At 47.3% G+C, this 1,508-nt stretch carries 1 protein-coding gene; it reads left to right on the forward strand.

Features of this window, described 5'->3' with window-relative positions; all coding sequences use genetic code 11:
* Positions 1-467: 467 nt before the first annotated feature.
* The gene (locus HZS63_RS13760) at positions 468-1,313 is read left to right on the forward strand and encodes a hypothetical protein (protein ID WP_180684559.1); all 846 of its coding nucleotides are present in this window, start codon (positions 468-470) and stop codon (positions 1,311-1,313) included.
* Positions 1,314-1,508 lie beyond the last annotated feature (195 nt).

Here is a 1,508-nt window from a genome sequence, read left to right on the forward strand (position 1 = left end):
AGGTTTTGCAGACCTTCCCTACCTCAAACAGGGGGTGTTCAACCGCTCAAAAACAGGGGCGAAGATGGTATAAATGAGACGTTGTTCAACAAGGAGCGTCATCATGAAGCGTCTTGCGGTCACCGTCTTTGCACTCACACTGGCGTCAGCAGCCGGAGCCACTTGCATCGGCTCGGGCTCGTATGCCACCTGTACCGACTCCAGCGGGAATACCTACAACATCCAGCGGTACGGCAACACCACCCATATGCAGGGGTGGAACCCATCTACAGGCAGCAACTGGAACCAGTCGAGTTCTACTTACGGAAATACGACGATCCATAACGGCACTGCGGCTGATGGGCGTTCTTGGAGTGGTTCTACTATGCGATTTGGTGACACGACTATTCACCAGGGCATCGATAGCCGGGGTAATCCGTATAGTCGGACGTGTAATTCGTTTGGGTGTTTCTGAATTTTAGATCGTGATGAATAAATTAAAAATGATTTCCCGTTTGCTCTTTATTTTGGGATTGATTCATCCGGCGTTAGTTTTGGCTGCTGACTTTGAAATAATTCACCTCGCGGGATCACTGGTTTTGGGGGGCAGGGTTGTTGCTTATGGCGATAGCACGCGATGGGGGGTGGTTCAAACGCAATCGCTGGTGTTGATTGATAAAAAAAAACCATGGCGTTCCGCTCTTTCTTTTTATTCTGTTGATTGTTCTGTGAACGGTGTTGAGATAGTCCTCGATTCGCTCAACATGGAAACGGATGGTAATAAGGAGCCTAGGTGGGTCTCACTGCCGGGTACAGAGAAATATAGAAATGGATTTAAACCTGAAGAAATACAACATTTTGCGGTAGATGAATTCATAAAGAGACGGAATAGTAAGATATTGGATGCCGCTGATGAGTCTACTAGGCGGCAGTTAATGGATCTTAAGCCATTTGCACCAGACCCAGTGGAGGTCGCTTTGGCATTTGGTTGTGCTGTTATTAAGGATAAATTGCATCCCAAGCAGGCCGCCGAATCTATTCTCAAGTTGAATTGGTTGCCGGGGGTCAAATCAATCATGTGTAGATATTCTTCTGACGCGTATCGCATCGATGAACTCAAAGTGTCTGTTAGATTCGATGAAAAGAGAGGCTTTGTGCAGGTAAATAACAAGTGGGAGAAGAATGCTTTGCTTAGTTCCGACAATATAAGATTTAAATTACTTGATAACGATGTCTTTGTCGATAGAGTCACCGGAAGGTCTATTATCCGCGATGATAGTGGTCCGCTTCTTTTCGGAAATTGTGATGTAGATGATGGGAGTAGAAAGTTTTAGTACAATAACTTATGTTTTCTGACGGTCCTTCGTCATTTCGTGTGGAACACAACACTCACAATGCTCCCCTGGTTGTTGAGCCCGGTGGGCATGTGTGCAGGCCGCTGGCCGGCCTGTGCACATGTCCACGAGGCGTGTTTGATCAGGAGGATGAGTCCATGGGCATTGCCGTAGGGAACCTCTGCACTACCCCGC

The sequence above is a fragment of the Tepidicella baoligensis genome (assembly GCF_013432195.1).
GTDB lineage: Bacteria > Pseudomonadota > Gammaproteobacteria > Burkholderiales > Burkholderiaceae_C > Tepidicella > Tepidicella baoligensis.

What these genes read in the sequence shown, in the direction of transcription:
- HZS63_RS13760 (WP_180684559.1), top strand. Translation starts at nt 468, where the DNA reads ATGAATAAATTAAAAATGATTTCCCGTTTGCTCTTTATTTTGGGATTG.